This is a genomic window from Dactylosporangium sp. NPDC050588, assembly GCF_040654975.1.
Classification (GTDB): domain Bacteria; phylum Actinomycetota; class Actinomycetes; order Mycobacteriales; family Micromonosporaceae; genus Dactylosporangium; species Dactylosporangium maewongense.
This window is the reverse complement of the sequence record NZ_JBFAJA010000002.1, coordinates 181,931-207,960: the sequence shown is the minus strand read 5'-3', so window position 1 is coordinate 207,960 and position 26,030 is coordinate 181,931. Positions and strand designations below refer to the sequence as shown.

The following is a 26,030-nucleotide window of genomic DNA, read 5'->3' as shown; positions in this document are numbered from 1 at the left end:
CCGTGCGGTCGGCGGAAGGAGTGATCGTGGCGCAGGGTGATTGGGAGGCTGGCGAGGAGGACCGGGAGTGGCTGCCGGATTTCGACGTGCGGGCCGTCGTGGCAGCCCTCCCGCCCGGCCCGGTGGACCTGGACGATCCCCGGTGGAAGGTGTTGAGCGGCTACGGTCCCTCACTTTCCGAGATTCGTGCTGTCGTCCGACGATTGCATGGCGATGATCCTGCCGATGTGCAGAGGGCGTTCACCAGTCTTGGATGGCTTGTCTGCAGCGATGGAAATACGGGGATGTCCGGTGCGTTCGTGGTGCCGTCGTTGATGCGGGTGGTGGAGGACAGGGCATCCGTGGTGCGGGCCTGGGCGTTGAAGAGGGTCGGTGACCTTGCGCGGTCGGATGCTCTCCGTATGGCGGTGCGGCCGTGGATGCTGCGGATCGCGCAGCCGGTTCCGGTCTACGATTCCAGCGGGTATCAGGAGAATTGGGCGGTCGAGGCCGTCCGGATGATGGTGGGCTGTTACGCCGGCCCGCTGACCGAGCTGCTGCACGATGACGATCCCGGCATCCGGGGACGTGCGGCCTATGTCCTGGTTACCGCTCTGCCGGTCGCCCGGGGTCTCACCGGGACCCTGCGGTCGAGGCTTGCCGTCGAGACCGATGCGGTGGTGAGGGTGATTCTGGTCATCTGCCTCGCGCAGCATGATCGAGAGCTGGACCGTGTTCCCGAGGCGCTGGAGTGGACACAGGCGCTGTGGTCTGACGTGAAGGCGCCGATCGAGGACCGCCTGGGCGGAGCGATCGCCTGGCTCAATCTCACCACGGCGGCAATACCGCCGCAGTTGCAGCGCCTGCGGGACGAGGTGCCGATGTCCGACGTCGTCGAACTGGCGCGGCACCTTCCCTGGATCTCGTGGCTCGACGATGAGACCGGCGGGCTGGAGGCCTGGTGGCGGGGCCAGGACGAGGCCCGCACCGACTGAGCCGCTTCGTGTCGCGCGCCACCACGCGCGACCCGCGTAGGGGAAACTGTCGGCATGCCGTTCTCGTTGCCGATCCCCGTCGAAGCGAACGCCCTGCTGGACCGGGACCCGCTCGCGCTGCTGGTCGGGATGACGCTCGATCAGCAGATTCCGCTGGAGAAGGCGTTCTCGTCGCCCTGGGTGCTTTCGCAGCGGTTGGGGCATGAGCCGACGGCGCAGGAGCTGGCGGAGTTCGACCCTGACGCGCTGGTGGAGATCTTCGCGACGCCGCCGGCGCTGCACCGGTTTCCGAAGGCGATGGCGGCCCGGGTGCAGGAGGTGTGCCGGGTGCTCGTCGACCGGTACGACGGGGACACCGCCGCGATGTGGACCGGTGTCGCCTCGGGGGGCGAGCTGCTGCGGCGGGTGCAGGCGCTGCCGGGCTTCGGCAAGCAGAAGGCGCAGATCTTCGTGGCGCTGCTCGGCAAGCAGTACAGCGTGCAGCCCGACGGCTGGCGCGAGGCTGCCGGCGGATACGGCGAGGTCGGCTCGCACCGCTCCGTCGCCGACATCGTCGACGGCGACTCCCTCGGAAAGGTCAGGGAGTTCAAGAAACAGATGAAGGCGGCGGCGAAAGCGTCGGGTGCGCCGGGGCGGCCGGGGTCGTAGTGTGCCTAACGTGCTGAAGGGTTTCAAGGACTTTATCTCGCGCGGCAATGTCATCGAGCTTGCCGTCGCCGTCGTCATCGGGGCCGCGTTCAACGACGTGGTCAAGGCGTTCACGGACGGCTTCCTGCAACCACTGATCAAGCTGACCGGCGGCATCGGGGTCGACGACAAGAACCAGGGGCTGAAGATCGGGTCGCAGTTCCTGGCGTGGCCGGCGTTCCTGAACTCGGTGATCGGGTTCCTGCTGACCGCGGCGACCGTCTACTTCCTCGTGGTGCTGCCGATGAACAAGCTGGCCGAGCGACGCAAGCGGGGCATCGAGCCGGAGCCGGCCGCGCCCGCCGAAGACATCCGGCTGCTGACCGAGATCCGCGACCTGCTCGCGACCGGCAGTGTCAACCGGCCGACGGACCACAGCGGCGGTGTGCATGCGGCGCCGGTGAAGCCGTCGGACACCTGATCCGCGAAACGTGGCAGACTCGGTGGTGATGATGGGACGCAGGCCGAAACCGCAGCTGATCACCACCGCCGAGCGTTCGCCCGAGCAGGAGCTTCGATCCCGCGAGCGGCGGTATGTGGCGATGATGCTGCTGCGCGGCCTCTGCGTGATCGTCGCGGCGGTGCTGGTCACGGCGAAGGTGCCGCTGCTGTGGCTGTGGCTGAGCCTGCTGGTGGCCGGGGCGCTGGTCCTGCCGTGGGCGGCGGTGCTGCTCGCCAACGACAGGGGGCCGCGGCCCGAGCACCTGCTCCGCAACAAGCTGCAGTCCCGGCGGCAGCCGCAGCAGTCGCACCCCGATCCGGGCCACGCGCTCAGCGACCGTGAGCACGCGGAGCCCAAGGAGCCCAAGGTCATCGACGGCTGACGGGCCCGGGTCGGCCCGGGGTCGGGCGCGGAGCTACGGCCGGCCGCCGGCGCGCATGCATTATGATGGGCGGCGTCACCGACAAGAAATTTGGTCGGTGGTGCTAAGGTTGCAGGTAAAGCAGCGCGCCGCCACCGGCCTGGCTCCGTGTCGACCCGGCGGGCCACGGCTGCGGCGACGGGCCCGGGTCGGCCTGGGGCCGGGCGCGGAACTACGGCGGGGTCGGGCGCGGAGCTACGGCCGGCTACGGCCGGCCGCCGACCTTGGACACGGCCAGGGCGCCGAGCCGGGCGCCGCCGGCCAGCGCTTCCGTGGGCGACGCGCCGGTGAGCCACGCCGCGAGAAACCCCGCGGCGAACGCGTCGCCGGCGCCGGTCGGGTCGATCACCCGCGCGACCGGCGCCGCCGGTACATGGACGGGTGCGGCGGAAGGTCCGGCCCAGGTCGCCCCGGCGGCCCCGGACTTCACCACCACAGCGCCGGCCCGGTCCAGCAGCGCCGTCGCCAGCGAGGCCGCGGTGCCGTCCCCGGCGAGGACCTGCGCCTCGTCCAGGTTGGCGAAGAGCAGGTCGACGTCCGGTACCGACGACCAGAACGACGACCCGAGGCGCTGCAGCGGCGCGGCCGACGCGGCGTCGAGGCTGGTGGTGAGGCCGCGGCGGCGCGCCTCGACCAGCGCGTGACGGCCGGCGGGCGCGCAGTCGGGGTCGAACAGGACATACGCGGACAGGTGCAGGTGCCTGGCGCCGGGTGTCGCGGCGAGCGCCAGATCGAGGGCGCGGTCGACGTCGGCGGGGGACAGGAGCTGGTTGGCGCCCCGGTCGGTGAACATCGTCCGCTCCGCGTCGGAGGCGAGCACCACCACCGTCCCGGTCGCGACCTGCGGCACGCGGCGGACGGTGGTGGTGACGCCGGCCGCGACCAGCTCGGCCAGGCGCGCGGAGCCGGGCTCGTCGTCGCCGGCGACCCCCGCGAACACCACCGGGTGCCCGACAGAGCCGAGCCAGGCGGCCGTGTTGGCCGCGGACCCGCCGCCCCGGATCGCGACCGAGGCGAGCGTGTCGGAGCCGATGGCGAGGGGCCCCTCGTGGACCGTGACGATGTCGGTGACCACGTCACCGACGACGACGACCGTCACAGCGCCGCGGCGATGCGGGCCGCCAGGTCGGCGTTGCGCAGGATGATCCTCACGTTCACGTCCAGCGAGCGGCCCTCGGTGGCGGCGTGGAAGTGTGACAGCAGGTGGGGGGTGACGTCCTTGCCCGTCACGTGGTCGCGCTCCAGCCCGGCGAGGCCCTCGGCCAGGACGCGGTCGTGCAGGTCGGGGTCGAGCTGCTCGTCGACCGGCAGCGGGTTGGCGATGATCGTCGCCCCCTGGTGTACTGCCTGAGCCCGGGCCGCCCGCACGATGGCCGCCGCGCTGGCCGGGTCGTCGACGGACCAGTCCAGATCGAACCCGCCGTCGGTGAGGTAGAAGCCGGGGAAGCGGCGGGTCCCGTACCCCACGACGCTCACGCCCAGCGTCTCCAGCCGCTCCAACGTGGCGCCGACGTCCAGGATCGACTTCACCCCGGCGCAGACCACGGTGATCGGCAGCCGGGACAGCGCCGTCAGGTCGGCCGACTCGTCGAACGTCGTGCCCGCGCCACGGTGCACCCCGCCGAGCCCGCCCGTGGCGAAGACCGCGATGCCGGCCGCGACCGCGATCGCCGAGGTCGCCGCCACCGTCGTCGCGCCGTCGGCCCGGCCCGCCGCGGCGGGGGCCAGGTCGCGCACGGAGAGCTTCACGACGTCGTCGCTGCCGGCCAGGTGCACGATCTCCTCGTCGGACAGGCCGACCACGATCTCGCCGCCGAGCATGCCGATCGTCGCGGGGACGGCGCCCGCGGCCCGCACGGTCGCCTCGATGTCCCTCGCGACGGTCAGGTTCGACGGCCGGGGCAGCCCGTGCGAGATGATGGTGCTCTCCAGCGCGACGACCGGCGAGCCGGCTTCCCTGGCGGCCGCGACCTCGGCTCCGTAACGGATGGCATGGTTGATCACCACGCAACGATAACCCCGCTCGCCGTGCGGCATCATGGCCGTCGGCCTGGCAGACTGGGACCGTGACAACGACTCCCGAGACTCCAGGCGGTGGCGGCTCGACGCTCACGGACGAGCGCGTCGAGGAGCAGACCGACTATCGCTATGACGCCGGCGACCACGAGAAGTTCTCGCACTATGCGCCCAAGGACAAGATCATGCAGGCCATGATCGAGGGCACGCCGGTGCGGGCGCTGTGCGGCAAGCTGTGGGTCCCGTCGCGCGACCCGAGCCGGTTCCCGGTTTGTCCGGTCTGCAAGGACATCTACGAAAACGTGGTGCAGAACGACGACCCGTCCTGACGGTCGTCCTCCTCTCACAGTGACGTTCGGCGCGGATCGGCACCTGGCCCGTCCGCGCCCGCTAGGCTGAGCAACGCCTTCGCGGTCCACCAAGACCCGGAGGCGTTTCCGTGTGGGTTCATGGTCCTCGAGGGGGTGCCGCATGCCGCCGCGTCCGGTGGTGCAGGCAGGACAGACGCTCCGGGTGTGGCAGCGCAAGGCCTTGATGGAGTACCTGCGCGGCAAGCGCGATGACTTCCTCGCCGTCGCCACGCCCGGCGCCGGCAAGACGACGTTCGCCCTGCGGATCGCCCTGGAGCTGTTCGCCGACGGCACCATCGACAACGTCACGGTCGTCACGCCGACCGAGCACTTGAAGAAGCAGTGGGCGGAGGCCGCCGCCCGCGTCGGGATCGACCTCGACCCGGGCTTCCGCAACGCCGACGTGCACACGTCCTCCGACTTCCACGGGACGGTCGTCACCTACGCGCAGGTCGGCATCGCTCCGGAGGTACACAAGCGGCGAACGATCACAAGAAAGACCCTTGTCGTCCTGGACGAGATCCACCACGCCGGCGACTCGAAGTCGTGGGGCGACGGGGTCAAGGCCGCGTTCGAGCCCGCCGTGCGTCGGCTGATGCTGACCGGCACCCCGTTCCGGTCCGACGAGAACCCGATTCCGTTCGTGCAGTACGAGCGGGGCAACGACGGCATCGCCCGCTCCCGCTCCGACACCACCTACGGCTACGCCGAGGCCCTCGCCGACGGCGTCGTGCGGCCCGTCATCTTCCTCGCCTACTCGGGTGAGACGCGCTGGCGCACCTCCGCCGGCGACGAGCTGGCCGCCCGCCTCGGCGAACCGATGACCCAGGACCTCATCGCCCAGGCGTGGCGCACCGCCCTCGACCCGACCGGCGACTGGATGTCTCAGGTCCTGCGCGCCGCCGACGCCCGCCTGCAGGTGCTGCGCGGCGGCGGCATGCCCGACGCGGGCGGCCTCGTCATCGCCAGCGACCAGACCGCCGCCCGCGCCTACGCGAGGGTCCTCGGCGAGATCACGGGCGAGAAGGCCGTCGTGGTCCTCTCCGACGACCAGGGCTCCTCCGGCCGCATCGCCTCGTTCTCCGCGTCGCAGGAGCGTTGGATGGTCGCCGTCCGGATGGTTTCCGAAGGCGTCGACATCCCGCGCCTGGCCGTCGGCGTGTACGCCACCAGCGCCTCCACCCCGCTCTTCTTCGCCCAGGCGATCGGCCGCTTCGTGCGCGCCCGCGGCACCAACGAGACCGCGACCGTCTTCGTGCCGAGCGTGCCGCACCTGCTGGAGCTCGCCTCCGAGATGGAGGCGCAGCGCAACCACGTCCTCGGCGCCCCGAAGACGAAGGAAGGCTTCGAGGACGACCTGCTGGAGCGCGCCCAGCGCGAGGAGAAGGCCGGCGACGACCTCCTGAAGAGCTTCGAGGCCCTCTCCGCGACGGCCGAGCTCGACCAGGTCATCTTCGACGGGACCGCCTTCGGCGTGCCGGCGCAGACCGGCTCCGCCGAGGAGGAGGAGTACCTGGGGCTGCCCGGCCTCCTCACCGCCGACCAGGTGTCCACGCTGCTCAACAAGCGCCAGGCCGAGCAGCTCGCGGCCGAGAAGCGTCGCGCCCCGGCCGCCGCCGCCACCATGGCTCCCGAACCTCCGAAAACCGCCGGCGAGCGCCGCATCGTCCTGCGCCGCCAGCTGAACACCCTGGTCGCCGCCCACCACCACCGCACCAACCTGCCCCACGGCAAAATCCACGCCGAACTCCGCCGCCTCTGCGGCGGCCCCCCGAGCGCCCAGGCGACGATCGAGCAGCTCGAGGAGCGGATCGCCACCATCCAGACCATGTAACCCGCCCTTACTCAAGGCGGCACCCGCCGCTGCGCCGTTTCTCGTGCCACTGAGCCCGGGTGAAGATCCGATTCGTCGCGTTTGAGCCATCGGCCGCCGGTGAGAATGCGCGTTGGGGACCGAACAACGGCGCGGCTGGGTTGTCGCCGTTGCCGATGGTGATCGAAGGACGGGGCTGGTCGTCCGGGCGACCGCAGCGATCCTTCGATCATGGCCGCCGCCGTGGCGGTTCTTGTGCCGTTTGGTCCGGGTGGTGGTGCGATTGGTCGCGGTTGGAGCGATGCCGCCGCTGGTTGTGCGCGCTGGGGGAGTGAGTGGCGACGCTGTTGGGTTGTCAGCGGTGATCGAAGGACGGGGCTGGTCGTCGGGGTGGCCGTGGCGGTCCTTGGATCATGGTGGCGGCCAGCGGCGTGGTGGTTTTGCTGAATGATGATGCGATTGGTCGTGTTTGGGTGAATCTGCGGCTGGGGTCGCGCGAGTGAGTGGTGACGCGGGTGGTCCGTGACGGTGAGTGCGGCGGTGGCGGTTGTCGGGGGGATCGAAGAAGGGCGCTGGGTGGGTTGATCTTTCCGTTCCCGGGGTGGTCGGACTGGTTGTCGATCATGGGGGTGGTGGGCGTGGGCCGGGAAGTGGGGCTTCAGTGCGGCCCGTGATGGTGGGACGGCATGCAGCGGCACCAGCACGCGCGGCCGTCGGTGAGAGGGTGGCCAGCGCAAGAGCGCGCGGCCGCCGGGAAGGAGCCGCTGCCGGCGAGGGGGTGCGCAGCGTCAGAAGAGGCGGCCAGCCCGAGTCAGGAAGGAGCACGGCCGGGAGAGTCCGCCGTCGACGAGGACGCGAGAGTTCGCGGCATCAGGAGGAGTGGCCAGCCCGAGTCAGGAAGGAGCACGGTCGCCGGGAAGAGCCCGCCGACGGCGAGAGGGTGCGCAGTCGTCAGAAGAAGCGCTGCGGCGGGCGAGAGGCGTGCGTGGCCGTCGAGAGGAGTCAGGGCGCGCGTGGATGCCCGAAAGGGCGCCGGTGCGAGCGTGGTCACCGGAAGGAGCGCGGGGCCGCCAGGGGAGCGGTGGTCGGCGGGCGAGCGCGCGGGAGTCAGGTGAGTGCCGGGAACGGGGCCGGGCCTGGAGATGGCCGTAGGGCGCCCGGGATGCCCGGGACGCCCTACGTGCGGGGTATTGGTCAGCTGGCCGTGATCTCGGTGCCGCGCCACGTGAAGTCCGGGGCGACGGCCACCTCCACCGCGATCTTGACCAGTTGGTCGGCGTACTTGTTTGCGTGATGTCCACAGAAGATCAGGTCGCCGCCTTCGGCGAGCCGAACTCGTAGTTTGCCTGCCGCGCTGCAGCGGTCGCACCGTTCCTCGGCGGCTGGGGGCGCTGCCGTCTCCGGCGGCGGCGTGAGGGTCGGGGTCATCGCCTTCCTCCTCTGATCGTCACCGACGAACGCTTCCTTGCGTCGTTCACAGATGGTTCAACACCGTGTTGCCCGACATCGTTCCCACCTCGCGTGCGGGACCGATGTCACATTTCTGTCGTGCTCGCGGAAGCCGGAACTGCAACACCCGCTACGTGCTTCCTATCGCGCCACGGCGGCGATCACAAGTGGGTTGAGGCGGCGGCGCCCCTCCCTCATGCCCTCGGTGACCGGAAACACACCCGGGCCGCCCCAAAAGGGACAGCCCGGGTTCGCGCACAGCGGAATGCGAGGATCAGTCGAGGTAGTCGCGCAGGACCTGCGAACGCGACGGGTGGCGCAGCTTCGACATGGTCTTCGACTCGATCTGGCGGATGCGCTCGCGGGTCACGCCGTAGACCTGGCCGATCTCGTCGAGGGTCCGCGGCTGGCCGTCGGTGAGGCCGAACCGCAGCCGCACCACGCCCGCCTCCCGCTCCGAGAGGGTCTGCAGCACCTGCTGGAGCTGGTCCTGCAGGAGCGAGAAGGACACCGCGTCGACCGCGACGACCGCCTCGGAGTCCTCGATGAAGTCGCCGAGCTGGCTGTCGCCCTCGTCGCCGATGGTCTGGTCGAGGGAGATGGGCTCACGCGCGTACTGCTGGATCTCCAGCACCTTCTCCGGCGTGATGTCCATCTCCTTGGCCAGCTCCTCCGGGGTGGGCTCGCGGCCCAGGTCCTGGAGCAGCTCGCGCTGGATGCGGCCGAGCTTGTTGATCACTTCGACCATGTGCACCGGGATGCGGATGGTGCGGGCCTGGTCGGCCATGGCGCGGGTGATGGCCTGCCGGATCCACCAGGTGGCGTACGTGGAGAACTTGTAGCCCTTGGTGTAGTCGAACTTCTCGACGGCGCGGATGAGGCCGAGGTTGCCCTCCTGGATGAGGTCCAGGAACGCCATGCCGCGGCCCGTGTACCGCTTCGCGAGCGAGACGACCAGACGCAGGTTGGCCTCGAGCAGGTGGTTCTTGGCGCGCTCGCCGTCGCGGGAGATCCACATGAAGTCGCGGCTGGCCGGCATGACCATCGGCTCGCCCGCGTCCTCGGCGGCCCGCAGCCGCTCGGCCGCGTAGAGGCCCGCCTCGATCCGCTTGGCCAGCTCGACCTCCTGCTCGGCGTTCAGCAGGGGGACCTTGCCGATCTGCTTCAGATAGGCACGGACCGAGTCGGCCGACGCCGTCAGCTCCGCGTCGCGGCGGGCCTGCTTGAGCGCCTCGGACTCCTCGTCGTCCCACGCGAAGTCGTCGTCGGTCGCGGTGGCCTCGGCGTCGGCCTCGACGGCCTTCACGACCTCGACCGGCTCCTCGACGACCACGTCCTCGATCTCCGCCGCGAGCTCGGCGTCGTCGATCTCCTCGAGCTCCGGCTCCTCGCCGGCGCCCTTCGGGGCGGCCGGGTCGGCGTCGCCGGGGACGGCCTTCTTGACGGGCCCGGCGGCCTTCTTCGCCGGCGCCGCCTTCTTGGCCGGCGCGGCCTTCGCCGGAGCGGTCGCTGCCGCGACCGGGGCGGCCTTCTTGGCGGGAGCTGCTGGTGTCGGTGCCTTCTTCACGGGCGCCCTCTCCACCCCCGAATCCGGTGTGGACTCGACGGCTGTCAGCGGCTTGGCGACCGGCGCCTTGCGCGCGGGTGCGGCCTTGGCGGTGGCCGCCTTGGATGCAGGGGTCGCGGACCGTGCCGCCGCGACCCGGCGCCGCCCGTTGGCGGAGTCGTCGACGACGACGGTGACTCCCGCCTCGGCGAGACTCCTGAGCAGCTTCTTGGCGTGTGCGGGGGTCACATCTGCGGTGTCGACCGCCTGCGCGACCTCCGCCGACGTGAGGTGGCCGCCATTGGCGGCCGCACGCGCGATCAGCGAGTCGGCGAGCGAGCGTACGTCGACGCTGGGCTGGTGAGCTGCTGTCACGAACGACCTTCCGGTGCGATGAGCGAGCGACGGCCGGTGCGGCCGAGTTCGCGCACGGCGCGGCCGTGCTGAGTGGGCCTGGGTGCTTTTGGTGGCGCCCGTGTGCCGTGCGTCCGGGGCGGATTCACGAGCGACAGCGGGCAGCGCGTGAATTGTAACGCTCTCTCGCCCCAACATCCCGCCTAGCGGGCCTAGACGCCACGTTGTGACCGAACGGATGGGCGGATCAGGGCCCTGACAGGATGGGTCGTATGGATCGCGGACACGAACTGCTGGCCCTCGCGGTGCCCATCGCCCGGGGGGCTGCGGCCCTCGCCAAGGCCATGCGCGCCGCCGGCGTGGACCCCGTGGCGACCAAGTCCACGCTCACCGACGTGGTCACGGCCGCCGACCAGGCGGTCGAGCGGCAGGTCCGGGAGGCCATCCGGCGCGCCCGGCCGGGCGACGCCGTGCTGGGCGAGGAGTACGGAGACTCCCAGCAGGCGAGCGCGGTGCGCTGGATCCTCGACCCGATCGACGGCACCGTGAACTACCTCTACGACCTGCCGCAGTACGCCGTCTCGCTCGCCGCGGAGGTCGACGGCGTCGTGGTGGCGGGGGTGGTCATCAACGCCGCGACCGGCCGCGAGTGGACCGCGGTGCTCGGCGGCGGCTCCCACGCCGACGGTCGGCGGCTGTCCGGCTCCCGGCAGACCGATCTCCGTCAGGCGCTCGTCGGCACCGGCTTCGGGTACGCCGCCGACCGCCGCCTCCACCAGGCGGCCGTGCTCGCCGGTCTGATCGGCGACATCCGCGACGTGCGTCGCCTCGGGGCCGCCGCGATCGACCTGTGCCTGGCCGCGGAGGGCAGCCTCGACGCGTACTACGAGAAGGGCCTCAACGCCTGGGACCACGCCGCGGGTGGCCTGGTCGCCGCGGAGGCGGGTCTGCTCGTGACGGGCCTGGCGGGCGCCGTGCCCGGCCCGGACATGGTGGTCGCCGCCCCGCCGGCGCTGCACAAGGCCCTCCACGACCGCCTGGTGGAGCTGGACGCGGACAAGGGCCCTTGAGAGGCCCTGAGAGGCACTGAGAGGCCCAGAGGAGTTTCTAGGCCTCGGCGCAGGTGCCCTCGGGCAGCTCGGGGTTGCCCAGCGCGCCGATCGACTGCTTGACCTCGGTCACCGTCGGCAGCTGCTGGAACTTCGCGCCCAGGATGACGTCGACCTTGTCGTCCTGCCGGTTCTTGTCGAACTCGTCCTCGGACTTGTCGAGGAAATACGCCCGGACGAGCCACGCGGCGCCGACGGCCTTCGGGCCGAAGCGGAGGACCGCGACCTTCGTCTCGGGCTTCTTCACCGCCGGGTTGGGCGCCGCGTTCTGCACCGTGGCCTTGAACCCGCGGCTGGCGAAGTCATTGGTGATCTCGCCGGCCAGGCCGGGCTTCGAGGTGGCGTTGAAGACGTTGAGGTTGACCTGCTTCTCCTCGGGCAACCTGCTGTTGACCATCACCGCGTCCTGCGCGCATTCGTTGGCCGACACCGGACCGGTCTGGCGGTCCTTGATCAACGCGATGGTCACGAACACCGCCGCGGTGACCACGAGCAGCCCAACCAGGGCCAGTGCCCTCACCCGCGCGAAACTCATGGCCGTGTTATCTCCCCGCCCCAGAGCGACTCCGTCACCAGATAGACGCTCTGGCTGCCGGGAAGGTTAGCGCCTGTCGGAGATCCATGTTGAAGTCCCCACCCGGCATACCGCAAAGTTCCTACTCGCCGTTGCGGGATGACTCCCCACGGAAACCGTCAGGTGGAGGTAAGGTCGCATCCGCCGCGCCCGGCGGGCAACTTGTCGGGACGACGTTGTGTCGCATGGGTCACATTGGGAACAAGTTTCCGCGAGTGGGCGTACAACAAACGCACGAGGGCGGTAAGGTACGCCGCCCGTTGGACGTTACACCGGGCGCGACACCTACGGGCGAATGAATTGGGAGTGTGAACACCGATGGCCACCGACTACGACGCGCCGCGTCGCGACGAGGTCGACCTGGGGGAGGACAGCCTCGAAGAGCTGAAGTCCCGCCGGACCGATGCGCAGTCGGCGATCGTCGACGTGGACGAGACCGACCTGGGAGAGACGTTCGAGCTTCCCGGCGCCGACCTCGCCGACGAGGACATGACGGTCAAGGTCCTGCCGATGCAGGCCGACGAGTTCCGCTGCTCGCGCTGTTTCCTGGTGCACCACCGCAGCCAGCTCGCCGCCGAGCGCAACGGGGAGCTGATCTGCCGGGAGTGCGCCTGACCGCAAGTTGATCACGCGGATCTGGCGAAGGCGTGCTTGAGTCGTAGGCGGCACCGTTTCACACCTGCGGAGGTAGACGATGGCCCAGCCCGACGAGCTCGCCGAGAACCAGCCCGTGGAGGGCACCCAGGGCGAGGCGGCAGACGAGGCCGAGCTGTCAGCCGCCGTGACGGCCCTGACCGACGAAGGCGTCGAGCAGAAGGAGCGCCGGCGCCTGCTCGGCCGGCTGGTGCGCCTCGAGATCCGCGAGCGGGGCGTCAAGGACCTGTTCCGGCCGAAGAAGGCGATCGCCTGGATCACGGACAGCGTGACGAGGGTCGCACCGCATATTCCCGTGCGCGACCTGGACACACTGGTCGCGCACCACGGAGGGCTGACCGGCGACGCGCTCGCCGAGCGGCTCATCCGCAACGCGTCCCGGGTCACCGCCGGCATCGGCGCCGCGGGCGGCGGTGTGGCCGCCGTCGAGTGGGCCGTGACGCCCAGCCTGCTGTCCGCGCCGGTCCTGCTGGCCGCGGAGACGGTCGCGGTGGTCGCCGTGGAGATGAAGCTGATCGGCGAGCTGCACGCCGTCTACGGCCGCCCGGTGGAGGGCACCGGCGCCGAGCGCGCCGTGGTGCTGGTCCAGGCCTGGGCGGAGCGCCGTGGCGTCAACCCGCTGCGGGTCGGCGGCAGCGTCGCGGCCGCCATGGGCACCGCGCTGCGCAAGGAGCTGCGTGACCGGCTGCTCAAGCGCTTCGGGCGCAACCTGAGCACCCTGGGGCCGTTCCTGACCGGGGCCGCCGTCGGCGGGTTCCTCAACCGCCGCGCGACCCTGTCCCTCGGCGCCGACATCAAGAAGGACCTGCAGCCGGGCCGGAAGGTCATCGAGGGCTGAGCGCCGCCGCGAGCTTCTCCGGGTGGCGGGTGCTGATCAGCCAGTACGGCGTGGGATCGGCGTCGTCCGCCACGTCGACGCGGACCGCACCGGCGACCCACGGACGCTGGATCACGAACGCCTCCGGGTCCGCGTAGGGCCCCAGCAGGTCGCGCTTGTCCGCGGCCGACAGCGCCGTCACCTCACCGATGTATCGCAGCGGGATGTGCGCGTCGTCGACCCGCAGCTCGCCGTTGGACACCTCGACACGGATGCGGCCCAGCCGCCACAGCCCCACGGTGGCCAGCGGCAGCAGCACCACGTACGGGATCCAGGTCGCCAGGCCGGGCGCGCCGAGCTTGACCTCGGCCGCGAGGAGCGCTGCGACCGCCACCGCGGGCAGCCAGAGCCACCACGCGACGGTGAGACGCTCACGGTACGAAGTCACGTGTGCGAGGGTACGTGTCCGGAGCCCGGGGACACCCGGCAGGATGGAGGCATGACGGTGGAGGTTCACGTCCGGCGGCTCGACCCCGAGCTGCCGCTGCCGGCGTACGCGCACCCCGGCGACGCCGGCGCCGACCTGGTCGCGGCCTGTGACCTCGACCTCGCGCCCGGGGAGCGGGCGCTGGTCCCCACGGGGATCGCCATCGCCCTGCCCGACGGTTACGTCGGGCTCGTCCACCCGAGGTCGGGTCTCGCGCACCGCCTCGGTGTGACGGTGCTCAACGCGCCGGGCACCATCGACGCGGGGTACCGCGGGGAGATCCTGGTGAACCTGGTCAATCACGATCGGGTGATCACGGCCAAAATCAGCCGGGGTGACCGGATTGCCCAGCTTGTGGTCCAGCGCGTGGAGCGGGCACACTTCCACGGCGTCGACCATCTTCCCGATACTGTGCGCGGAGCCGGCGGTCACGGATCAACCGGTGGTCATGCTGAACTGGAGGAAGAGCAGTGATCTTCTCGCGCAAGAGCGGGAGCGGGCGGCACGCGAAGGACGACACCCGCGCGGGCGGTGCCCGCAGGCTCGAGGAGGAGCTGGGCCTGGTCGACGACGACCCTGAGGAGCCCGTCGCGTCCAAGGCCGACCGGCCCGAAGGCCCGTACGACATCACCGAGGCGCCCGCCGGCATCCCCCAGCTCGACCTGGGTGCGCTCAAGGTGCCCGCGGTCGACGACGTGGAGGTCCGCGTACAGGCGGACAACGAGGGCAAGATCCAGCAGATCGTGCTCGTCAACAACGACAGCGCGCTGCAGCTCGGGGTCTTCGCCGCACCGCGCAGCGAGGGCATCTGGGACGAGGTCCGCGCCGAGATCCGCAAGCAGCTGTTCACCGACGGCGTCGCGGCCGAGGACGCCGACGGCGAGTGGGGCACCGAGCTGCGCGCCCGCGTCCGCACCCCCGACGGCCTGACGGACATCCGCTTCGTCGGCATCGACGGCCCCCGCTGGCTCGTCCGCGCGGTCTTCCAGGGCCCCGCCGCCGTCGACCCGGGTGTCGCGCCGCCGCTGGTGGCGTGCCTGCGCAACCTGGTGGTCGACCGGGGTCACGAGGCCATGCCGGTCCGCGAGCCGCTCCCGCTGCACCTGCCGAAGGAGGTCGCCGAGGCGACCGCCAACGACGGCCCGGCCGAGGTCCCGCTCACCGCCGCGGCCAACGGTGCCGATGGGGCCAACGGGGCGGACCGCAGAAAGCCGTCACCGAGGCCCCGGCGCAAATAACACCCGTGAGCTGTACCGTCGTAGTGGGTGTCATGTCTGGCCGAGGAGGGTGGCACCGACGTCATGACCACGGACAGTGAGAAAGCCGTCGATCCGTCCGTCGAGCAGGCGCGCGGGCTGCGGAGGTTCTTCCGCCGCCTCACCGCCAGCGAGGCGGAGCTCGACGCCGAAGAGCTGCAACGCGACGCCAAGCAGTGCGGCAGCATGCCCGCGCTCGCCTGCGTCCGCGGTCAGGTCGTGAGCCTGAAGGGCCGGTTGCGCACGGTGGTCTACACCCCGCGCACCAACCTGCCCACCCTCGAAGCGGAGCTGTTCGACGGCAGCGACCTGGTGACCCTGGTCTTCCTGGGCCGCCGGCACATCGCGGGCATCGAGCCGGGTCGAGCGATCACGGCGAGGGGGCGCATCGCGGTCCGCGACGGCCGTAAGGTGCTCTACAACCCGTATTACGAGCTCGACACACCCAGATGAGGCCGGATGCAACCAGGTAAGACCGCGGAGACCGACCCCGACGAGGAAGCCCCGCTGCCCCCGTTCTCGGTGCAGATGTCCGAGCAGCTGGGTGGCGTGCGCGGCCTCATCGAGTCGAGCATCCCGATCACGCTCTTCATCGTGGTCAACTTCCTGGGCGACCACTTCGGCTGGTGGTCGCTGCGGACCTCTCTGATCGTCGCGGTCGCCGCCGCCCTCTCCATGGCCGTCTACCGGCTCAGCCGCCGCGAGTCGGTCCGCCACGCGGTCAACGGCGTCGTCGGCATCGCGATCGGCGCGTACCTGGCCTGGAAGAGCGGCGACGCCAAGGACATCTACCTGCCGGGCATGGCCCTCACCGCCGCGTACGCGGTCGGCATGCTGGCCTCCGTCGCCTTCCGCCGCCCGCTGGTCGGCTGGCTCTGGTCCGTCATGCTCGACAAGGGCGGCAACCGCTGGCGCGAGAACCCCCGCCTGCGCCGCGCCTTCGCCTGGCTCACCGTCCTCTGGGCCGTCGTCTACCTGGCGAAGCTCGGCGTGCAGATCCAGCTCTGGCGCGCCGGCGACGCGGACCTGCTCGGCGTCGCCCGCCTGGCGCTCGGCTGGCCGCCGTACGCCCTGCTGGCCGCTTTGACCGTCTGGCAGGCCCGCCGCATCATCCGCGCCTCCGAACCCGAGACCGACCGGCCCGAGCCCGCCCGCCCGGAGGTCCGCCCCGCCGACTGACGGCGCCGCCGGCCACGACCTTTCAAGCAGTGCATGGCTCCGGTCCGCCGTGGTTGCGGCCGTTGCTCCCGCAGCCAACGGTCGGGCCCTGGGGGCCCTCCCTGCACGTCCGCGTGGAGTTGCGCAATCCGCGGCGCCGGCCGGGGCGCCTCCGCGCCCCGTCCGGCCAAGGCCGCGACGCGACCTGCCGGTCGCGACAGACCCGCTGTGCCCCTGCATGATCCAGAAGACTTCTTGTCGCCACAGCAACAACAACTCTTCCGGATCACGTGGAAAGCCGACCGGCAGCTGGGCCGGCGTGGCGGGCGCCCCCGGACGCTGAAGCGTCCGCAAGACTGCCACCGCCATGATCCGGAAGACTTTGTGTCGTTATAGCAGCAACAAGTCTTCCGGATCATGAGAAAGGGCGACCAGTAGGTGGCGGCTGGGGCGAGGCGGTCGTGCGGCCGTACACGGGGCTGCCGCTGTGGGAGTTTCGTATTTTCCGTGATCCGGAAGACTTTGTGTTGTCGGGGCAGCAACAAGTCTTCCGGATCATGAGAAAGGGCAGCGCGGGGCGGGTCAGAAGAACTGGGGGCCGCGCTTCTTGCGGGTGTTCTCGACCGAGTCGGCGCCGAGGATGACGGCGCGGACCGCGTCCTCCATCTCCGACGTGACGACGAACACCAGCTCGTCGCCGGCCTCCAGCGGGTCGTCGGGGGTCGGGACGAGGACGCGCTTGCCGCGCAGGATGGCGACCAGCGCGGAGTCGTGCGGCAGCGGCACCTCGCGGACCGGGTGGCCGACGTACGGCGCGGTCTCCGGCAGCGTGATCTCCACCAGGTTGGCCTCGGACTGGCGGAAGGTCATCAGCCTGACCAGGTCGCCGACGGAGACGGCCTCCTCGACGAGGGCGGCCATGAGGCGGGGCTTGCTGACGGAGACGTCGACGCCCCACTGCTCGTTGAAGAGCCACTCGTTCTCGGCGCGGTTGATGCGGGCGACCACCCGCGGCACCGCGAACTCGGTCTTGGCCAGCAGCGAGACGACCAGGTTGACCTTGTCGTCGCCGGTGGCGGCGACGACCACGTCGCAGGAGGAGAGGTCGGCCTCCTGCAGCGAGGACAGCTCGCACGCGTCGGCGAGGATCCACTCGGCGGCGGGGACCCGCTCGGGGCGGACCATGCGCGGCACCCGCTCGATGAGCATGACCTGGTGGCCGTTGTCGACCAGCTCGGTGGCGATGGAGCGGCCGACGTTGCCGGCACCGGCGATGGCGATCCGCATGATCAGTGTCCCCCTTCGGGTGCGGAGCCGGTGACCTTCGTCACGGACGCGATCATCTCGTCGGTCACGAGCATGAAGGCGAGGTCGCCGTCCTGGATCACGGTCGACGAGGTCGGGAGCATGGCGAGGCCGAAGCGCATCAGGTACGCGAGCCGGGTGCCGCTGCGGGCCTCCAGGTCGCCGACCGAGTGCCCGATCCAGTCGGGGTGCATCGGGATCTCCATGATGGAGACCGTGCTGGTCGGGTCGCGCCAGATCTCGACGTTGCCCTCGGGGACCAGGTGGCGCAGCATGCGGTCCGCCGTCCACCGGACGGTGGCGACGGTCGGGATGCCGAGCCGCTCGTACACCTCGGCGCGCTTCGGGTCGTAGATGCGGGCGACGACCCGCTCGACGCCGAAGGTCTCGCGGGCGACCCGGGCGGAGATGATGTTGGAGTTGTCGCCGGAGGAGACGGCGGCGAAGGCGTCGGCGCGCTCGATGCCCGCGGACAGCAGCACGTCGCGGTCGAAGCCGATGCCGGTGACGGTCGCGCCGGTGAAGTCCCCGCCCAGGCGCCGGAAGGCGTCGGCGTCTGAGTCGATCACCGCGACCGAGTGGCCGCGCTGCTCGAGGCTGATCGCGAGGGTCGAGCCCACGCGTCCGCACCCCATGATCACCACGTGCACGTAACGCCTCCGATGTGTGCGGCTCTCGTGTTGAGGATGCCATGCGCCGGTCGGACCGGTGTATCCGGCAGGCGCGCGACCCGTACGCTTAGCGGTCGTGGCCAGTCCCACCTCCCTGATGAAGCGGCTGCTCCTGGGCCGACCGTTCCGCTCGGACCGGCTGAAACACACGCTGCTGCCCAAGCGCATCGCCCTCCCGGTCTTCGCCTCCGACGCGCTGTCGTCGGTCGCGTACGCGCCGGACGAGATCCTGCTGACGCTGTCGATCGCGGGTGCGACCTCACTGCTCGCGTCGCCGTGGATCGGCCTGGCCGTCGCTGTGGTGATGCTCACGGTCGTGGCGAGCTACCGGCAGAACGTGCACGCGTACCCGTCCGGCGGTGGCGACTACGAGGTGGCGTCGGTCAACCTCGGCCCGCGGTTCGGCGTCGCGGTCGCCAGCGCGCTGCTCGTCGACTACGTGCTGACCGTCGCCGTGTCGACCGCGTCCGGCGTGGCGAACCTCGGGTCGGTGGTGCCGTGGGTCGCCACCCACAAGGTCGCCATCGCGATCATCGCGATCGCCGTGCTGACCGCGCTCAACCTGCGCGGCATCCGCGAGTCGGGCAGCGCGTTCGCGATCCCGACCTACGGGTTCATGATCGTGATGATCGGCATGATCCTCACGGGCTTCTTCAAGATCTTCATCCTGGGTGACGAACTGCGGGCGCCGAGCGCCGGGCTGCAGATCGCGGCCGAGCAGGTGCACCTCAACCAGTGGGCGATGGCGTTCCTGCTGCTGCGGACCTTCTCGTCCGGCTGCGCCGCGCTCACCGGTGTCGAGGCGATCTCCAACGGCGTGCCCGCGTTCAAGGAGCCGAAGAGCAAGAACGCGGCGACCACGCTGCTGCTGCTCGGCAGCATCTCGATCACGATGCTGCTCGGCATCATCCTGCTGGCCCGCAAGACCGGCCTGCAGTTCGTCGAGGACCCCGCCCGACAGATCATCAGCGGCCCGCACGACTACGTGCAGAAGACGGTCACCACCCAGCTCGGCGAGACGGTCTTCGGGTCCGGCTCGATCATGCTGTACGTCGTCGCCGTCATCACCGCGCTGATCCTGTTCCTCGCCGCCAACACCGCCTTCAACGGCTTCCCCGTGCTCGGCTCGATCCTCGCCCAGGACCGCTACCTGCCCCGCCAGCTGCACACCCGCGGCGACCGGCTCGCCTTCTCCAACGGCATCATCCTGCTGGCGCTCGCCGCGATGGTGCTCATCATCGGGTTCCAGGGCGAGGTCACGCGGCTGATCCAGCTGTACATCGTGGGCGTGTTCGTGTCGTTCACGCTGTCGCAGGCCGGCATGATCCGGCACTGGAACCGGCTGCTGCGCACCGTCCGCGACAAGAGCACCAGGTCCCGCATGATCCGGTCCCGGACGATCAACATGATCGGCCTGAGCATGACCGGCGCCGTGCTCATCGTCGTGCTCATCACGAAGTTCCTGCTCGGCGCGTACATCGCCATCATCGCGATGATCGTCATCTACTTCCTGATGGTCGGCATCAAGAAGCACTACGACACGGTCGCCCGCGAGCTGACCCCGTCGGAGGACCGGCCCGTCCTGCCGTCGCGCAACCACGCGGTCGTCCTCGTCAGCAAGGTGCACCGCCCGACGCTGCGGGCCGTCGCCTACGCGCAGGCCACCCGGCCCGACTCGCTCACCGCGCTGACCGTCAACGTCGACGACCACGACACGCGGGCGCTGCAGGCCGAGTGGGAGCGCCGCGGCATCCCGGCGCCGCTGACGGTCGTCGACAGCCCGTACCGCGAGATCACCCGCCCCATCCTGGACTTCGTGCGGTCGAAGCGGCGCGACTCGCCCCGCGACGTGGTCACCGTCTTCATCCCCGAGTACGTGGTCGGGCGCTGGTGGGAGCACCTGCTGCACAACCAGAGCGCGCTGCGGCTGAAGGGGCGCCTGCTCTTCGAGCCCGGTGTCATGGTGACCAGCGTGCCCTGGCAGCTGAGCTCCATCGACGACGTCGACATCGCCAAGCTCGACGCCGCGTTCACGCGCGGGCCGCAGCGAGGCCCACGCCGTACACAGGAAACACCCGCCGAATGAGCGACCGGATGACCCTGCTGGAGCTCGAGGTCGGCTCGGTCGCCCACGGCGGGCACTGCGTGGCCAGGCACGACGGCCGGGTGATCTTCGTCCGGCACGCGCTGCCGGGGGAGCGGGTCCTCGCGCGGATCACCGACGAACGCAAGGGCTTCCTGCGCGCCGACGCCGTCGAGATCCTGCTGCCGTCGCCGGACCGCGTCATCCCGCCGTGCCCGTTCTCCGGCCCCGGGGCCTGCGGCGGCTGCGACTGGCAGCACGCCGACCCCGCCGCGCAGCGCCGCCTGAAGTCCCAGGTCCTCGGTGAGCAGCTGGCGCGACTCGCCGGTGTTTCCGCGTCGGTACCGGTGGAGGCCCTCCCCGGTGGCGCGCTCGGCTGGCGCACCCGGGTCCAGTACGCCGTCGACGACGAGGGACGGGCCGGGTTTCACCGGCACCGCTCGAGCGAGGTCATCCCCGTCGACCGCTGCCGGATCGCGCACCCGGCGATCCAGGCGCTGCCCGTCACCACCCGCCGCTGGCCGGCCGGCTCGACCGTCGAGGCCGTCGCGGCGTCCGGCGGCGAGACCGCGGTGCTGACCCGGGCCGGGCGCAGCGGCGCGCTCACCGGACCGCCCGTCCGTGTCCGCGAGGTCGCCGCCGGGCACGACTGGAGCGTCGACGCCGGCGGCTTCTGGCAGGTGCATCCGCACGCCGTCGCCGCCTTCACCGGCGCCGTGCTGGAGATGCTGCGGCCGGCGGAGGGGGAGCGGGCCTGGGACCTGTACGGCGGGGTCGGCCTCTTCGCCGCCACCCTCGCCCCGCACTGCGGCCCGGTCACCGTCGTCGAGGGCGACCGGCGGGCCGTCGCCGCGGGCCGCAAGGCGCTGCGCTCGGTGGCCAACGTCCGGTTCGTCAACGACGACGTGGCGGCGGCGATCGGCAACCCGCGCTGGCGCAGCGTCGACCTGGTCGTGCTGGACCCGCCCCGGGCGGGCGCGGGCCGCGAGGTGGTCACGGCCGTCGCGGCCAGGTCACCGCGCGCCATCGCCTATGTCGCGTGCGACCCGGCCGCGTTCGCCCGCGATGCCGGTCTGCTGCTGGGCCTCGGGTATCAGCTGCCGGAGATCCGTGCCTTCGACAGTTTCCCGATGACCCAGCACTTCGAGACGATCGGGCTCTTCACCCGGATCTAGAACGGCCACGTCCCGCGCTCGCCGGCCTCCAGCAGCGGGATCATGCCGAAGCCCGCGTCGGTGAGGCCGCCGAACGTCCAGCGGTTGCGCTCCTGCGGGGTGTGGCCCATGCGGTACCCGGCGAGGTTCCACGTGAACAGCGGCGTGCCCGCCGGCAGCGACGTCGACACGTCACCGTCGAACGACGCCTGCTCGTCGGTCAGGATCACCACCCGGTCCTGCTTGCGGTAGTGCTCCCGCACCGCGGAGGCCGTGTTGGTACCGCCGTTGTGGAAGTGCCCCTTCGCCTTGAACCGGTCGATGCCGCGCAGCAGCGACTCGCCCGGCTCGACCGGGAACACCGTGGTCCGGGTCGAGAACGACACGACCTTCGCCCGCTCGCACCGCAGCGCCAGCGCCAACCCGAAGATCACCGCCGCGTCCCACCGCATGAGCGTGCCGTCCTTGGAGAACACCGAGTGCATCGACCCCGACGTGTCGATCAGGATCAGCGTGTCACCGGCCAGGAACGGGATGCTCTCCAGGCTCTGGTGCAACGCCCGATCCAGCGCCCACGCCCACCGCAGCGACGGCGCCGCCCGGTACGCCGACAGGAACCGCATCGGCAGCTGCCGCGACCGTGCCACCTCGCCCGGATCCGCCAGCTTCGCCGCGACCTGCCCCGCGACCGCGTCCGACACCCCGGCCTGGTCGAAGTTCCGCAGGTTCCGGAGCAGGGCCATGTACCCCATCGACGGGATGAGGGCTTCCCACAGGCGGTGCTTCGGCAGCCGGGAGCCGCCCAGCGACAGCGCGTCCTCCCAGGTCATGCCGGCGGCGCGCAGGCGCCCGGCGTCGAGCAGCACGGACGGATCCCCGGCCGCGTCGGCCCGCAGGCGGGCGTTGGCGGCGATCATCGGGAGCGACTCGGCCACGCGCGGCTCGGGCCGGTTGTGCCGGCGGTCGAGCGCGAACGTGAACAGGTCGCCCTGCGCCGGGCCGGCCGGGGCCGGGTGGGTCAGGTCGAGCACGTCGGCGAACCGGAACGCGTGGCTGGCGGTGTCGTACTTGAGCAGGTTGCGCTCCGTGTACAGCCGCTTCGCCGCGTCGGCGACGCCACGCTTCACCGGCTTCGGCACCGACCGGCCGTAGCGCGACGCCCAGTACGCGAGGAGCTCACCCGGCTCGTCGGCGCGCTGCAGCACGTCGGCGACGACCTGCCGGTGCTCGCCGGTGCCGTTGACCAGGCCGGCGGCGAGGCGGGCGCGGACGTACTCGGCGGCGCCGACCAGCGACGCGGAGCGCAGGTTCGCCCCGCCGCGCAGCCAGCGCAGGAACCGGGCGGTCCACTCCGGGTGGCGCACCGCGGCGGCGCCGACGAGCTCGCGGTAGCGCTGGTCGCGGTCGCCGGCCGACTCGTAGAACGTCTGCTCGCCGACCATGTTGGCGACGGCGAGCAGGAACAGCTCCGACTTCAGGTCGCGCGAGTAGCCCGGGCCTCCCTGGTAGGTGACCCCGTCGGGGCGCCGCTTCGTCTGCTGGTTGTTGAACTTCGCCATCTGGAATCACCTTCTTCTGGCCTCAGGCATGAAGATGTCCCGTCGTGGTGACCCGAGATCCAGGCGGCGCCGGCACAAAGTGCTCTGTCCGCTGAGCTACACCCCGATGCGCCGGGGCGGCAGGATTCGAACCTGCGACCTCTCGATGAACAGTCGAAGTATCCGGTGCCTGCGCACCGGGTCACCACGGCGGGACATCTTGTGCCGGGAACCGTAGCAGCGGTTAATCGCGTGCCGCGCCGTATTTCCCTGCCCGATGATGTGGCGATGTTCGATGTCCGTGCCGTCGATCTGCGGCTGCTCAACTCGCTGACGAAGTATCCGTCGATTCCGACGTACCACACCCTGGATCCCCGCAACGGGGGTCTGACCTCCCCTGCCACGGTGTTTCCCGGCGACGTCATCGCGACGGAGAAGGTCGACGGGACCAACAGCCGGATCGTCCTGCTGCCCGACGGCTCGTACCTCATCGGATCGCGCGAGGAGCTCCTGTACGCGAAGGGCGACCTCATCGGCAACCCTGCCCTCGGCATCGTGGGGCAGCTGAAGCCGGTCGCCGCGGGTCTGCCGGCCGGGGACGGGATCCGTGTGTACTTCCTGGAGCTCTACGGCGGCAAGGTCGGCGGGGCGGCCAGGCAGTACACGAGCGACTCCACGCTCTTCGGCTGGCGGCTCTTCGACGTGGTCGACCTGCCCGACTGGTCCACGCCACTGTCGTGGACGCCTGCCGCTGTCTCCGCGTGGCGCGAGTCCGGCGGCCAGCCTTTCGTGCCCGAGGAGCGGCTGGCCTCGCTCGCCGCGGCGGCGGGACTGGCGCTGACGCCGCGGCTGTGGCACCGGGCCGGCTCCGCGCTGCCGCCGGGGATCGCGGAGATGCAGGAGCTGCTGACCGGCTCGCTGCCGGCGACGCTGGTGGGGCTCGACGGTGCGCCGGGCCGGGCCGAGGGGATCGTGCTGCGCGCGCCCGACCGGTCGGTGATCGCGAAGGCCCGCTTCCAGGACTACGAGCGGACCCTGCGCCGGCGGGGATCTGTCGTACCGCGCACGTAGACTCCCCCTGTCGCTTCGCTTGGGGCGGACGGTGGGGGGAGTGCTGCATGGCAACGCTGCGGGAGCGGCTCGCCGAAGAGGTGCCGCTGGTCGCGGTCAGCTTCGGCGACGAGGACGCCGGGCGGGACGCGGCGCAGGCCCGTGACCTGCGCGTCGACGTCGCCGAGCTGCGCGTCGACTGGTATGCCTCGACCGACCCCGAGCACGCGCTGCGCCAGGTCCGGTCGTTCGCCGGCGTGCCGACGCTCGCCACGATCCGCTCGAAGGACGAGGGTGGCTACTGGGCGGGCGACGAGCCCTCCCGCCTGCGGCTCTACGAGACCCTCATGCCCGAGGTCGACGCCGTCGACGTCGAGCTGGCCTCCACCGAGATCCGCGCCGGTGTCGTCGCCGCCGCCCGCTCCCACGGCACGGTGGTCGTGCTGTCGCACCACGACTTCACGGCCACCCCGGCCGCGGCGCGCCTGGACGAGCTCGCCGAGGAGGGCTTCGCCGCCGGCGCCGACCTGGTCAAGATCAGCACCATGGCCCAGGGCCCCGACGACCTGCGCACCCTCACCGACTTCACCCTCCGCCATCACCACCGCGGCGTGATCGCCATCGCCATGGGCCCCGAAGGCGCCGCTTCCCGGCTCATGCTGCCCGTCCTCGGCTCGCGGATCACCTATTCGTCCATCGGCGGCCGCCCCGCCCCCGGCCAGCTGCCCTTCGAGGAGACGGTGCGGCTGCTGGAGCTGTTCTCGCCCCGCTTCGCCCACCGGCGTGCCGCATGACCGAGCCGGCCGAGCCTCAGCGCCCGTCCCAGCCTTCCTCGCCGGATCCTGCGGCTTCGTCGGAGCCTCCACCGCCGGTCGGGTCGTCGGACGCGGCCGGGGCCGGGGGGTCTGGTGCTGCGCCGCCCGGGGGTTCGCCGCCCGGGGGCGCGGGAGCGGGGACCAGTGGCGGCGAGGGCCGGCCGCGACGGGATCAGTGGCGGCCGGTGCGGCGGACGGTGGCACAGGTGACGATCGCGTTCACCGTGCTGTTCCTCGTGCCGCTGATCAGGCTGGTCCTGGGGCTCGACTCCGGCGGGCCGAAGGTCGAGCGCAGCCCTGCCGCCTGGACCGTCTGGATCGCGAGCCTGACGGTGATGGTCGTGGCCGCGCTCGTCGCGGTGAAGGCGCTGCGCACCGACGACAGGAGCACCGAGGTCAAGCTGTCGTGGTGGTGCGGCGGCTTATGGCTCGTCGGCTTCGTGCTGACGATCGTCTACTCAGGCATGCTCGGCTGACCGGGCCCCGAGCTCGCCGGTTCCCGTTGGTCCGCTGACAAGCCAGCGAGCCGCCGGTCGTGGCTGGTCGAGCGGCGGGTTCTTGCTCAGGGCGGGTGGCTGGTCGAGCGGCGGGTTTGCCGGCGAGGGTTGGTGCTGGTCCGGTAGCTGGTTGCCGGACGCGGTTGGTCGGTGGCGGTTTGTCGCCGGGAGTAGGCGCTGGTCGGGCTGTGGGCCGCCGGTCGGGGTTGGCCGGGCTGCGGGCCGCGGGTCGGGGTTGGTCGGGCGGTGGGTTTCGCTCCGAGTGGGGTGGCTGATTGGGCTGCGGGTTGGCTGGTCGGGGTTGGTTGGGCGGCGGATTTGCTCGGGGTGGGGTGGCTAGTTCTTGCTCAGGGCGGGTGGCTGGTCGAGTGGCGGGTTTGCTGGCGAGGGTTGGTGCTGGTCCGGTAGCTGGGTTTGCCGGACGCGGTTGGTCGGTGGCGGTTTGTCGCCCCGGAGTAGGTGCTGGTCGGGCTGTGGGCCGCGGGTCGGGGTCGGTCGGGCGGTGGGTTTCGCTCCGAGTGGGGTGGCTGATTGGGCTGCGGGTTGGCTGGTTGGGGTTGGTTGGGCGGCGGATTTGCTCGGGGTGGGGTGGCTAGTTCTTGCTCAGGGCGGGTGGCTGGTCGAGTGGCGGGTTTGCTGGCGAGGGTTGGTGCTGGTCCGGTAGCTGGGTTTGCCGGACGCGGTTGGTCGGTGGCGGTTTGTCGCCGGGAGTAGGCGCTGGTCGGGCTGTGGGCCGCGGGTCGGGGTCGGTCGGGCGGCGGGTTTCGCTCCGAGTGGGGTGGCTGATTGGGCTGCGGGTTGGCTGGTCGG

The 26,030-nt window shown here is 71.2% G+C and carries 27 protein-coding genes and 1 tRNA gene; 18 read left to right on the top strand and 10 right to left on the bottom strand.

Annotated elements, in window-relative coordinates; genetic code table 11:
• The first annotated feature begins 26 nt into the window (after nucleotides 1-26).
• Genes AB0I21_RS02135 through AB0I21_RS02120 form a run of 4 tightly spaced genes read left to right on the top strand, consistent with a single transcriptional unit; the run spans nucleotide 27 to nucleotide 2,485 of the window.
• Entirely contained in the window at nucleotides 27-974 is a 948-nt protein-coding gene (locus AB0I21_RS02135) for a hypothetical protein (RefSeq protein WP_360558380.1), read from the top strand.
• A 54-nt stretch (nucleotides 975-1,028) separates the two neighbouring features.
• Entirely contained in the window at nucleotides 1,029-1,622 is a 594-nt protein-coding gene (locus AB0I21_RS02130) for an HhH-GPD-type base excision DNA repair protein (protein WP_360558378.1), read from the top strand.
• Nucleotides 1,597-2,082: a large conductance mechanosensitive channel protein MscL gene (gene mscL / locus AB0I21_RS02125; RefSeq protein ID WP_360558376.1), complete on the top strand. Its 486-nt coding sequence runs from the start codon at nucleotides 1,597-1,599 to the stop codon at nucleotides 2,080-2,082. The genes AB0I21_RS02130 and mscL overlap by 26 nt, the downstream gene beginning before the upstream one ends.
• 28 nt (nucleotides 2,083-2,110) lie before the next feature.
• A complete protein-coding gene (locus AB0I21_RS02120; RefSeq protein ID WP_360558375.1) occupies nucleotides 2,111-2,485 on the top strand; it encodes a DUF3099 domain-containing protein in 375 nt (124 codons plus the stop codon).
• Between the two features lie 244 nt (nucleotides 2,486-2,729).
• Here the strand turns inward: AB0I21_RS02120 and AB0I21_RS02115 are convergent, their stop codons facing one another.
• Both AB0I21_RS02115 and AB0I21_RS02110 read right to left on the bottom strand, forming a co-directional pair.
• Complete coding sequence (locus AB0I21_RS02115; RefSeq protein WP_360558373.1) at nucleotides 2,730-3,623, bottom strand: PfkB family carbohydrate kinase; 894 nt, start codon at nucleotides 3,621-3,623, stop codon at nucleotides 2,730-2,732.
• Complete coding sequence (locus AB0I21_RS02110; protein WP_360558371.1) at nucleotides 3,620-4,564, bottom strand: pseudouridine-5'-phosphate glycosidase; 945 nt, start codon at nucleotides 4,562-4,564, stop codon at nucleotides 3,620-3,622. Before AB0I21_RS02110 ends, AB0I21_RS02115 begins: the two co-directional genes overlap by 4 nt.
• A gap of 26 nt (nucleotides 4,565-4,590) precedes the next feature.
• Here AB0I21_RS02110 and AB0I21_RS02105 point away from each other — a divergent pair, with 26 nt between their 5' ends.
• Together AB0I21_RS02105 and AB0I21_RS02100 are read left to right on the top strand one after the other, a co-directional pair.
• Nucleotides 4,591-4,869 carry a DUF3039 domain-containing protein gene (locus tag AB0I21_RS02105; protein ID WP_360558369.1) on the top strand — a complete coding sequence of 93 codons (279 nt, stop codon included), beginning with the start codon at nucleotides 4,591-4,593 and terminating at the stop codon, nucleotides 4,867-4,869.
• 142 nt (nucleotides 4,870-5,011) lie between these two features.
• Complete coding sequence (locus AB0I21_RS02100) at nucleotides 5,012-6,724, top strand: DEAD/DEAH box helicase (RefSeq protein ID WP_360558368.1); 1,713 nt, start codon at nucleotides 5,012-5,014, stop codon at nucleotides 6,722-6,724.
• A 1,173-nt stretch (nucleotides 6,725-7,897) separates the two neighbouring features.
• Here the strand turns inward: AB0I21_RS02100 and AB0I21_RS02095 are convergent.
• On the bottom strand, nucleotides 7,898-8,131 hold the full coding sequence (locus tag AB0I21_RS02095; RefSeq protein WP_344503192.1) for a hypothetical protein: 234 nt from the start codon (nucleotides 8,129-8,131) through the stop codon (nucleotides 7,898-7,900).
• Nucleotides 8,132-8,426: 295 nt separating this feature from the next.
• A complete protein-coding gene (locus tag AB0I21_RS02090) occupies nucleotides 8,427-10,073 on the bottom strand; it encodes an RNA polymerase sigma factor (RefSeq protein WP_360558365.1) in 1,647 nt (548 codons plus the stop codon).
• 251 nt (nucleotides 10,074-10,324) lie between these two features.
• Here AB0I21_RS02090 and AB0I21_RS02085 point away from each other — a divergent pair, with 251 nt between their 5' ends.
• Nucleotides 10,325-11,122 (top strand): inositol monophosphatase family protein, encoded by a 798-nt coding sequence (locus AB0I21_RS02085; RefSeq protein WP_360558364.1) that lies wholly within the window; start codon nucleotides 10,325-10,327, stop codon nucleotides 11,120-11,122.
• A gap of 37 nt (nucleotides 11,123-11,159) precedes the next feature.
• Here AB0I21_RS02085 and AB0I21_RS02080 read toward each other — a convergent pair whose 3' ends face one another.
• Nucleotides 11,160-11,696 (bottom strand): LytR C-terminal domain-containing protein, encoded by a 537-nt coding sequence (locus AB0I21_RS02080; RefSeq protein ID WP_360558363.1) that lies wholly within the window; start codon nucleotides 11,694-11,696, stop codon nucleotides 11,160-11,162.
• A 357-nt stretch (nucleotides 11,697-12,053) separates the two neighbouring features.
• Between AB0I21_RS02080 and AB0I21_RS02075 the strand changes: the two genes are divergently transcribed.
• A complete protein-coding gene (locus AB0I21_RS02075) occupies nucleotides 12,054-12,350 on the top strand; it encodes a DUF4193 domain-containing protein (RefSeq protein ID WP_344503188.1) in 297 nt (98 codons plus the stop codon).
• 79 nt (nucleotides 12,351-12,429) lie between these two features.
• Complete coding sequence (locus AB0I21_RS02070) at nucleotides 12,430-13,227, top strand: hypothetical protein (RefSeq protein WP_360558361.1); 798 nt, start codon at nucleotides 12,430-12,432, stop codon at nucleotides 13,225-13,227.
• Here the strand turns inward: AB0I21_RS02070 and AB0I21_RS02065 are convergent.
• A complete protein-coding gene (locus tag AB0I21_RS02065) occupies nucleotides 13,214-13,654 on the bottom strand; it encodes a DUF3093 domain-containing protein (RefSeq protein ID WP_344503186.1) in 441 nt (146 codons plus the stop codon). The genes AB0I21_RS02070 and AB0I21_RS02065 overlap by 14 nt on opposite strands.
• A 51-nt stretch (nucleotides 13,655-13,705) precedes the next feature.
• On the opposite strand from AB0I21_RS02065, the gene dut reads away from it, so the two are divergent.
• The 4 genes from dut (at nucleotide 13,706) to AB0I21_RS02045 (ending at nucleotide 16,128) form a co-directional block, all read left to right on the top strand.
• Nucleotides 13,706-14,167, top strand: a complete 462-nt coding sequence (gene dut / locus AB0I21_RS02060) for a dUTP diphosphatase (protein WP_354888485.1) — start codon at nucleotides 13,706-13,708, stop codon at nucleotides 14,165-14,167.
• A gap of 80 nt (nucleotides 14,168-14,247) precedes the next feature.
• Nucleotides 14,248-14,931 carry a DUF3710 domain-containing protein gene (locus tag AB0I21_RS02055; protein WP_360558451.1) on the top strand — a complete coding sequence of 228 codons (684 nt, stop codon included), beginning with the start codon at nucleotides 14,248-14,250 and terminating at the stop codon, nucleotides 14,929-14,931.
• A gap of 63 nt (nucleotides 14,932-14,994) precedes the next feature.
• Nucleotides 14,995-15,402: an OB-fold nucleic acid binding domain-containing protein gene (locus tag AB0I21_RS02050; RefSeq protein ID WP_360558358.1), complete on the top strand. Its 408-nt coding sequence runs from the start codon at nucleotides 14,995-14,997 to the stop codon at nucleotides 15,400-15,402.
• Between the two features lie 6 nt (nucleotides 15,403-15,408).
• Nucleotides 15,409-16,128, top strand: a complete 720-nt coding sequence (locus AB0I21_RS02045; protein ID WP_360558356.1) for a DUF3159 domain-containing protein — start codon at nucleotides 15,409-15,411, stop codon at nucleotides 16,126-16,128.
• A 561-nt stretch (nucleotides 16,129-16,689) separates the two neighbouring features.
• Here the strand turns inward: AB0I21_RS02045 and AB0I21_RS02040 are convergent.
• On the bottom strand, nucleotides 16,690-17,400 hold the full coding sequence (locus AB0I21_RS02040; RefSeq protein ID WP_344503251.1) for a TrkA family potassium uptake protein: 711 nt from the start codon (nucleotides 17,398-17,400) through the stop codon (nucleotides 16,690-16,692).
• Nucleotides 17,397-18,062 (bottom strand): TrkA family potassium uptake protein, encoded by a 666-nt coding sequence (locus AB0I21_RS02035; RefSeq protein WP_360558354.1) that lies wholly within the window; start codon nucleotides 18,060-18,062, stop codon nucleotides 17,397-17,399. The genes AB0I21_RS02040 and AB0I21_RS02035 overlap by 4 nt, the downstream gene beginning before the upstream one ends.
• Before the next feature lie 97 nt (nucleotides 18,063-18,159).
• Here AB0I21_RS02035 and AB0I21_RS02030 point away from each other — a divergent pair, with 97 nt between their 5' ends.
• Entirely contained in the window at nucleotides 18,160-20,169 is a 2,010-nt protein-coding gene (locus AB0I21_RS02030; RefSeq protein WP_360558352.1) for an APC family permease, read from the top strand.
• A gap of 8 nt (nucleotides 20,170-20,177) precedes the next feature.
• Nucleotides 20,178-21,341: a TRAM domain-containing protein gene (locus tag AB0I21_RS02025; RefSeq protein ID WP_360558350.1), complete on the top strand. Its 1,164-nt coding sequence runs from the start codon at nucleotides 20,178-20,180 to the stop codon at nucleotides 21,339-21,341.
• Here AB0I21_RS02025 and AB0I21_RS02020 read toward each other — a convergent pair.
• Nucleotides 21,338-22,879 (bottom strand): TROVE domain-containing protein, encoded by a 1,542-nt coding sequence (locus tag AB0I21_RS02020; protein ID WP_360558348.1) that lies wholly within the window; start codon nucleotides 22,877-22,879, stop codon nucleotides 21,338-21,340. The two genes, AB0I21_RS02025 and AB0I21_RS02020, sit on opposite strands and share 4 nt — an antisense overlap.
• 111 nt (nucleotides 22,880-22,990) lie before the next feature.
• Nucleotides 22,991-23,058, bottom strand: a tRNA-Ser gene (locus tag AB0I21_RS02015).
• Nucleotides 23,059-23,146: 88 nt separating this feature from the next.
• Here AB0I21_RS02015 and AB0I21_RS02010 point away from each other — a divergent pair.
• The 3 genes from AB0I21_RS02010 (at nucleotide 23,147) to AB0I21_RS02000 (ending at nucleotide 25,199) form a co-directional block, all read left to right on the top strand.
• A complete protein-coding gene (locus tag AB0I21_RS02010) occupies nucleotides 23,147-23,929 on the top strand; it encodes an RNA ligase family protein (protein ID WP_360558346.1) in 783 nt (260 codons plus the stop codon).
• A 47-nt stretch (nucleotides 23,930-23,976) separates the two neighbouring features.
• The gene (gene aroD, locus AB0I21_RS02005; protein ID WP_360558345.1) at nucleotides 23,977-24,702 is read left to right on the top strand and encodes a type I 3-dehydroquinate dehydratase; all 726 of its coding nucleotides are present in this window, start codon (nucleotides 23,977-23,979) and stop codon (nucleotides 24,700-24,702) included.
• Nucleotides 24,703-24,929: 227 nt separating this feature from the next.
• Nucleotides 24,930-25,199 carry a hypothetical protein gene (locus AB0I21_RS02000; protein ID WP_354888463.1) on the top strand — a complete coding sequence of 90 codons (270 nt, stop codon included), beginning with the start codon at nucleotides 24,930-24,932 and terminating at the stop codon, nucleotides 25,197-25,199.
• Nucleotides 25,200-26,030 lie beyond the last annotated feature (831 nt).

Excerpts from the sequence above, each read along its gene's own strand:
- AB0I21_RS02130 (WP_360558378.1), top strand. The coding sequence starts at position 1,029 with ATGCCGTTCTCGTTGCCGATCCCCGTCGAAGCGAACGCCCTGCTGGAC.
- AB0I21_RS02120 (WP_360558375.1), top strand. The coding sequence starts at position 2,111 with ATGATGGGACGCAGGCCGAAACCGCAGCTGATCACCACCGCCGAGCGT.
- AB0I21_RS02110 (WP_360558371.1), bottom strand. The coding sequence starts at position 4,564 with ATGATGCCGCACGGCGAGCGGGGTTATCGTTGCGTGGTGATCAACCAT.
- AB0I21_RS02100 (WP_360558368.1), top strand. The coding sequence starts at position 5,012 with ATGCCGCCGCGTCCGGTGGTGCAGGCAGGACAGACGCTCCGGGTGTGG.
- AB0I21_RS02095 (WP_344503192.1), bottom strand. The coding sequence starts at position 8,131 with ATGACCCCGACCCTCACGCCGCCGCCGGAGACGGCAGCGCCCCCAGCC.
- AB0I21_RS02085 (WP_360558364.1), top strand. The coding sequence starts at position 10,325 with ATGGATCGCGGACACGAACTGCTGGCCCTCGCGGTGCCCATCGCCCGG.
- AB0I21_RS02080 (WP_360558363.1), bottom strand. The coding sequence starts at position 11,696 with ATGAGTTTCGCGCGGGTGAGGGCACTGGCCCTGGTTGGGCTGCTCGTG.
- AB0I21_RS02075 (WP_344503188.1), top strand. The coding sequence starts at position 12,054 with ATGGCCACCGACTACGACGCGCCGCGTCGCGACGAGGTCGACCTGGGG.
- AB0I21_RS02070 (WP_360558361.1), top strand. The coding sequence starts at position 12,430 with ATGGCCCAGCCCGACGAGCTCGCCGAGAACCAGCCCGTGGAGGGCACC.
- dut (WP_354888485.1), top strand. The coding sequence starts at position 13,706 with ATGACGGTGGAGGTTCACGTCCGGCGGCTCGACCCCGAGCTGCCGCTG.
- AB0I21_RS02050 (WP_360558358.1), top strand. The coding sequence starts at position 14,995 with ATGACCACGGACAGTGAGAAAGCCGTCGATCCGTCCGTCGAGCAGGCG.
- AB0I21_RS02045 (WP_360558356.1), top strand. The coding sequence starts at position 15,409 with ATGCAACCAGGTAAGACCGCGGAGACCGACCCCGACGAGGAAGCCCCG.
- AB0I21_RS02025 (WP_360558350.1), top strand. The coding sequence starts at position 20,178 with ATGACCCTGCTGGAGCTCGAGGTCGGCTCGGTCGCCCACGGCGGGCAC.
- AB0I21_RS02020 (WP_360558348.1), bottom strand. The coding sequence starts at position 22,879 with ATGGCGAAGTTCAACAACCAGCAGACGAAGCGGCGCCCCGACGGGGTC.
- AB0I21_RS02010 (WP_360558346.1), top strand. The coding sequence starts at position 23,147 with ATGTTCGATGTCCGTGCCGTCGATCTGCGGCTGCTCAACTCGCTGACG.
- aroD (WP_360558345.1), top strand. The coding sequence starts at position 23,977 with ATGGCAACGCTGCGGGAGCGGCTCGCCGAAGAGGTGCCGCTGGTCGCG.